At 53.1% G+C, this 6,811-nt stretch carries 5 protein-coding genes; 2 read left to right on the forward strand and 3 right to left on the reverse strand.

Annotated features, from left to right (window positions below):
• Window positions 1-162: 162 nt before the first annotated feature.
• Together PFRI_RS02570 and PFRI_RS02575 are read left to right on the forward strand one after the other, a co-directional pair.
• Window positions 163-747, forward strand: coding sequence for a heme NO-binding domain-containing protein (locus PFRI_RS02570; RefSeq protein ID WP_072629193.1), 585 nt, complete (start codon window positions 163-165; stop codon window positions 745-747).
• A 23-nt stretch (window positions 748-770) separates the two neighbouring features.
• Entirely contained in the window at window positions 771-1,766 is a 996-nt protein-coding gene (locus tag PFRI_RS02575; RefSeq protein WP_072629194.1) for a GGDEF domain-containing protein, read from the forward strand.
• An 11-nt stretch (window positions 1,767-1,777) separates the two neighbouring features.
• Here the strand turns inward: PFRI_RS02575 and PFRI_RS02580 are convergent, their stop codons facing one another.
• The 3 genes from PFRI_RS02580 to kynU are packed head-to-tail and all read right to left on the reverse strand — an operon-like array spanning window position 1,778 to window position 6,218.
• Window positions 1,778-4,180 (reverse strand): heavy metal translocating P-type ATPase, encoded by a 2,403-nt coding sequence (locus PFRI_RS02580; protein WP_072629195.1) that lies wholly within the window; start codon window positions 4,178-4,180, stop codon window positions 1,778-1,780.
• Window positions 4,177-5,025: an alpha/beta hydrolase gene (locus tag PFRI_RS02585; RefSeq protein WP_072629196.1), complete on the reverse strand. Its 849-nt coding sequence runs from the start codon at window positions 5,023-5,025 to the stop codon at window positions 4,177-4,179. Before PFRI_RS02585 ends, PFRI_RS02580 begins: the two co-directional genes overlap by 4 nt.
• A complete protein-coding gene (gene kynU, locus PFRI_RS02590) occupies window positions 5,022-6,218 on the reverse strand; it encodes a kynureninase (protein ID WP_072629197.1) in 1,197 nt (398 codons plus the stop codon). Before kynU ends, PFRI_RS02585 begins: the two co-directional genes overlap by 4 nt.
• Between the last annotated feature and the right edge of the window lie 593 nt (window positions 6,219-6,811).

Below are 6,811 nucleotides of genomic sequence, written 5' to 3' on the forward strand. Positions count from 1 at the left end.
CGGATCATGCGGTTAGCTGAATCGTTCTACGGTCAGACGTCAACCCGTCAAAAGTCGGGTGCTCGAGGACTCTGTGTATAGGGTAATTAGCCTTGCATAAATTAGGTGTTTGTTAAGATCTGCACTGCAAAACTCCGTTCAAAGTAATGCAGGGTTCTTGGTATGCATGGGCTAATTAACAAAGCCGTTGAAGCGTTTGTGAAGGACACATACGGCGTCGATGCTTGGCGCGTCATCGCGCACAGGGCAGATCTTGAAGATCCGTCTTTTGAAGCGATGATGGTGTATGATAATAGTGTAACACCGCGTGTTGTTGATTGCGCGACGGAAGCTTTGGGCGTTGAGCGCGGCGACTTTCTTCAGAATTTGGGAACTTATCTGGTGTCGCAACCGTCTCAACAAGCGGTGCGGCGGCTGCTGCGGTTCGGGGGAGTCGATTTTGTTGATTTTCTCTACTCCCTCGATGACTTGTATGATCGGGCGCGCTTGGCCGTCGCTGACTTGTTCTTGCCAAGGTTAGAGCTTCGGGAACACACGGTAAACCAATTCAGCTTAACAGTGCGCTCGGACATTGATGGGTTTGGCCATGTCTTGATCGGTCTTTTAACCGCTATGGCTGATGACTACGGTGCTTTGGTCATGTTGGAATACGGCGGTCGGCAAGGGGAGGTCGAAACAATCGCTATCGCCTTGCTAGAGACGGCTTTTGCGGCGGGCAATCGTTTTGAACTGGGCGTGCGCGTGTGATTGTCGATAGAAGGCTTGCGAAAATGCCAACTCTGGATTGGCCTGCACTTGACGCGGCTTTTGATATCCTGTGCCCAATGCACCTGCGTCTGACAGAGACAGGTCATATTGTTCACGTAGCACCAACCTTGAAAAAGCTACGCCCGGATGCCGATTTGACAGGGATGCGATTTTTGGAGGTGTTTCGTTTAGATCGCCCACGTTCAATTACGACCATGTCAGAACTGATGTCGCGCGCGCGAAGCAAGTTGCATCTGGAATTGCGCGAAGCACCGTGCACGTCGCTAAAGGGCGTATTGGTGCGTTTACCAAAAGGGCAAGGCGCATTGGTAAATCTGTCCTTTGGCATTTCGGTTGTCGAAGGTGTGCAAGATTTCGGCCTCAGTAGCGCAGATTTTGCAGCGACCGACCTTGCAATAGAAATGCTCTACTTGGTGGAGGCGAAGTCCGCCGCTATGGATGCCTCGAGGAATTTGAACCAGCGATTACAAGGTGCGAAACTCGCAGCAGAAGAACAAGCCGCAACAGATACGCTTACCGGTTTGAAAAATCGTCGCGCTGCAGATCGGATCTTAGAAACGGCGATTGAAGAGGATCGCCCATTTACGTTGATGCAACTGGATCTAGATTTTTTTAAAGCTGTGAATGACAGTAAAGGCCACGCCGCGGGCGACCGCGTGTTGCAAGAAGTTGCAAAAATCATGCGCGCAGAGACGCGAAAGGGCGATGTGATCGCGCGCGTTGGTGGCGATGAATTTATAATTCTGATCGAGGGAAGTGCTGAGAAAGATCGTCTGAAAGAAATCGCGTCGCGGCTTATCCGCGGAATCGAACAGCCTATTAAATTTGAAGACGAGACCTGCCATATTTCTTCAAGCATCGGTATTGCGCGCCGCCTTGTGGGCGACCCTCGCGGGATGGACGCTTTAATGCAATGTTCTGATCGCGCACTTTATGCGTCCAAAAGCAAAGGGCGTGCCTGTGCTACGTTCGATGATGATCTTGTGGAACTCTATTAAAGTTGGTCAAACTAACCTGCGCGTCGCAAGCGTAATGCATTGCTGACGACAAAAACGCTCGACAAGGCCATCGCCCCAGCAGCAAGCGCAGGGGACAGCAATAGACCAAGGCTAGGGTAGAGCACTCCCGCTGCAATCGGGATCAACAGCACGTTATAGGCGAACGCCCAGATCAGGTTTTGTTTGATATTTCGCAACGTTGCTTTGCTGATCGCAAAGGCAGACAAGAGCGCATTTGGATCACCCGACAGAAGCACGACGTCTGCAGCTTCAATCGCAACGTCTGTTCCTGTGCCGATCGCGATGCCAACGTTGGATTGTGCCAATGCGGGCGCGTCGTTGATACCGTCACCGACGAAAGCGACAGCGCCGTTTGCTTGCAGTGTTTTGATGGTATCAGCTTTCGCACTGGGCAAAATGCCACCGATACAATAGTCCATTCCGAGTTCGTCTGCGATGCTCTGTCCTGCTTGCTCAGTGTCGCCAGTAAGCATCACAGTTTTGAGCCCTGCAGCGCGCAAACGATCAATCACGGTTTTCGCATTTGGTTTCAAAGGATCCGTGATTTCAAACTGGGCGACCAAGATTTGGTCTACCGCCAAGATAACCTCTGTTCCGATCCCGTCAGCGGGCAGTGCGGACAAATCTACCTTTGAATCGCCTAATAATTTGCGATTCCCTATCAAGATACTTTGTGCGTCGATCGTTGCTTTGACGCCACCACCCGTTAGGCTTTCAAAGCTTTTAATGTCGAGCAGTTCAATATTTCGCGCTTTAGCATGCGCCACCAAAGCACGTGCAATTGGGTGCTCTGATAGGCTTTCGACGCTCGCGGCGAGTTTTAAAGCCGTATTCTCCGAAAGGTCTGAGTAAAGCGCAATCGAAGTCATGCTTGGCCGCCCTTCAGTGAGGGTTCCGGTCTTATCAAAGGCAACGGTTGTGACCGCGTTTAACTCTTGCAGTGCGGACCCCTTGGCGAACAACACCCCAAGCTCCGCCGCGCGGCCTGCGCCAACCATGATCGACGTCGGCGTCGCGAGCCCCATGGCGCAAGGGCACGCAATGATGAGGACCGAGACACCCGCAACCAGAGCATATGTAAGAGCGGGATCAGGTCCGAAGAATGCCCACGCTAAGATTGTGAAAAGCGCGATGACCAAAACGGCAGGGACAAACCACGCGGTAATCTGGTTGACCAAGTTCTGCACAGGAAGCCGCGCGCTTTGCGCTTTTTGCACCATTTCGATGATTTGACTCAGGACTGTGTCGTTCCCAAGTTTCTGCGCCGTAAAGCTAAAACTGCCTGTGGTGTTCACCGTGCCTGCCGTGATCGGCGCGCCTTTGACTTTAAGCACAGGGAGCGGCTCACCTGTGAGCATGCTCTCATCGACCCAGCTCTCACCATATAAGACCGTGCCATCCACGGGGATCCTCTCGCCGGGTTTGATGACAATTACATCGCCTTTCACCAAAGACTCGACTGCAATGACCTGCTGTTTACCGTCGCGCTCGATCGTTGCCTTTAAAGGGCGCAGTGCGATCAATCGCGCAATGGCGGCCCCAGTTTGTCCTTTTGCACGCGCCTCCATCCAGCGCCCTGCAAGAATGAGAGTGATGATCACGGCAGCAGCTTCGAAATAGACGCTGCGTGCAGCTTGGGGGAGCAGGGTAGGTGCGATTAGCACAAAGAGCGAATAGAAAAATGCAGCACCCGAGCCGAGCACGACCAAAGCGTTCATATCAGGTTGGCGCTTAACCAAAGAGCGTATGCCGTCGCGCCAGATCGTGCGACCCGGTAGGATCAGAACAAGCGTGGTCAGCAGTCCTTGAATAAGCCAGCTGGTTTGTATGCCAATTGTACGTGCGATGAGGTGATGAAACGCGGGAAAGACATGACCGCCCATCTCTAGGATGAAAACAGGCAGCGTCAAAAGCGCAGAAAGAAGGAACGCGCGGCGCATCTCATCCGCCTCATCCCCAAAACGTGGCGCGCTTGGGCTGTCTGAGGTGATGACTTTAGCCGTTTTGCCACCTTGTTTCACAGCCTGCAAAAGCGCGGAGTGTGGCGTGCCAAGGCTCTCTATGCGCGCTTCCCCTGTGGCGAGGTTAACTTCTGCGCTCACCACGCCGGAGGCCGCCAAAAGCGCTGTCTCCACCCGGCTCACACACGACGCACAGGTCATCCCATCAATGCTCAGGCGGGTGGTGACCAATTCTGCAGGTTTGTCCACGGCAGCTAACGCATCAACGAGGGTCGCGCTATTGACGGAGGATGCGACCTGAACCTCAGCGCGCAGGGTTGCGAAATTAACTTCGGCTGTGACACCCTCAAGCGCGTTTAGCGCGGTTTCGGCGCGAACGGCACAAGACGCACAGTTAAGGCCTTGAACAGGGAAGGTTAGCTTTTCGCTCATGCTGTGCGCACCAATTCAAAAACGCGCGCAGCGAGCGCACTTTCGTTTGAAATATCATAGACGATGTCAAAATGATTGCGGGTTGGAATTTCCAAGCACTCCGCATCAGGAAGGAGGGCCGCGAACGCCCGGCTTTGGCGTTTGAATTCATCTGTCTCAATCTCTCCGTAGGCGAGTAGCGCCTTTGGGAAGCGTGAAAGGTCGTGATGTATAGGACTAGAGTGCCGTGCAGTTTCGACATTCAAATGGAGTGGATCGTTCACATAGGTGCCTATGAGTGGCTCAAGATCATATATGCCAGACAGCAAGACAGCGCACTTGGGCTCAAAGGGCAGATTGATACAGGTCATAGCAACAAGATGGGCACCCGCAGAGCTTCCGCAAAGGGCGATACGTGATTTATCGAACTTGCTGTGCTCTTCATGCTCATAAAGGTGCTGCACAGCGCGCACACATTCTTCTTCGATTTGTATAAGGCTGGCATCAGGGGCAAGGGTGTAGTCAACCGCTGCAAAGGCGATGCCATTATCCAAGAACCCTTGAGCTGCGAATGTGCTGTCGCGTTTGGAAAGCGCCTGCCAATAGCCGCCATGTATGTAAATCACCAGTGGGGCGGGTGCCGTTGTATCGGGTACAAACAAATCGATAGTTTGAGTCGGGGAATCGCCATAGTGGAGCGTCTGCATATTAGGATGCGCTGCATAGATCGCAGCGCTGTCCTTGGCGTAGGCCTCTATATAGGGCGTAAGGTCACCATCGGGCAAAGCTTTGCTGGGCGAGTAGGCCAAGGCGCGCTCTTGCGCGTTCAAGCTGCGCCATTGAGGTATGCCTAGCCCCTCGGTCATGTCACCGCAGAACGCACCTGAAAACGTGCGTCTTTGTAGCTCTCGGTCTTGAGGATGTCCTCTAGCGTATCAACGGCCTTGAGGATCTCTGCTTCACCTACAAACAGCGGGGTAATGCCAAAACGCATCATGTCAGGCGCACGGAAATCACCGATCACTTTACGCTCAATCAGCGCTTGCATGCAGGCATAGCCATCCTCGAAATGGAACGACACATGCGAGCCGCGCTCATCCATATTACGCGGGCCAGCAAGGGTCACACCAGCGCAGCGGCTCTCAACCTCTGATATGAACAAATCCATCAACTCAACCGCGCGTGTTCGCACATCGTTGAGGTCAACACCGTCCCACACATCCAACGCCGCTTCGAGCAACGCAAAAGAGGCGATAGAGGGCGTGCCAATACGCATACGGTCAATCTTGCCAGGCATAGGGCGGTAGTCGGTGGTGAACGCAAACGGTGCTTCATGACCGTACCAACCAGAAAGCACAGGCTCGACTGTCTCGATCAGACGGGGGGCGACATAGATGAACGCAGGACCACCGGGGCCCGCATTCAGAAACTTGTAGGTACAGCCAACTGCGAAATCGACGTTCGTGCCAGACAGATCCACAGGGATTGCGCCTGCAGAGTGTGCAAGGTCCCAAACAACAACAGCACCGACGCTATGAGCCTTGTCGATGATCGCTTTCATGTCATGCTTGCGCCCTGTGCGGTAATCCACCTCTGTTAGGGTAACGACAGCGATTTCATCAGTGATGGCGTCGATGACCGTTTCGGGTTCAACCGTGCGCAGCTCATAGCCATCCTCTTTGAGCTTCACGAGGCCCTGCACCATATAGAGGTCGGTGGGGAAGTTGCCTGTATCCGATAGGATCACACGGCGGTCCGGCACCATAGACAGACCAGCGCCGACAGCTTGGAACACTTTGATAGAGAGCGTGTCACTCACAACCACGGATCCCGCCTCAGCCCCGATAAGCTTGCCGATCCTGTCGCCGAGCGTGTTGGTTTGCATGAACCAGCCTTTTGTGTTCCAGCCCTTGATCAGCTCCGTGCGCCATTCATTGTTCAAAAACTCTGTCATCGCGGCGGGCGAAGCCTTGGGCATAGGGCCAAGCGAGTTGCCGTTGAGGTAAACCATCCCTTCAGGAATATCGAACATCGCGCGGGTTTTGGTGAAATCTGTCATGGCTGGCCTCATCTATAGTGTTATCCGATGTGGACCAGATGGGGCAGGGCAAGGCAAGGGCAATCCCTGTTATTGTTGCCTGCGCCTGAGGCAAAAGCCCTTCACGCGCTGGGCAAATTGCTCTATCGCAGCACGCGATGACCGATCTTAACACACATATGCCCCAAAGTGCTGCGCGCGCCGCACGCCTTTCCGTTGCACCTATGATGGATTGGACGGCTTTTTGTTTTAAATATCTGTTATAATGTGATTTTTGTATGTGTGTTTGCATTTTTGTTTGCAAAGCCGCTATGATTCAAACTAGTTTGACCTGACAGCCCGATAATGGCTGTCTCTCCGCCAATTCCCTCGATAAGTCTTTGACTTTATTGCTATTATTTGATTAATAAATTCCAACCCGCCACAATACCCGCCAATCTGAATTTGACTGATTTTTACGGATTCACTCACCTCAAAACTACGCGGCCACATCTTGCGCTTGATAGAAACCCTGGCGCACCGCCTCGGGACCCAGTGCGGCCAGTTGCTCCAAGTTTGCTAGGCTCAGGACCCATTAATTGCCTTGATGCTGGTTTGTCGTCATGATTCACGAA

It is taken from the genome of Planktotalea frisia (assembly GCF_001890925.1).
Lineage (GTDB): Bacteria > Pseudomonadota > Alphaproteobacteria > Rhodobacterales > Rhodobacteraceae > Planktotalea > Planktotalea frisia.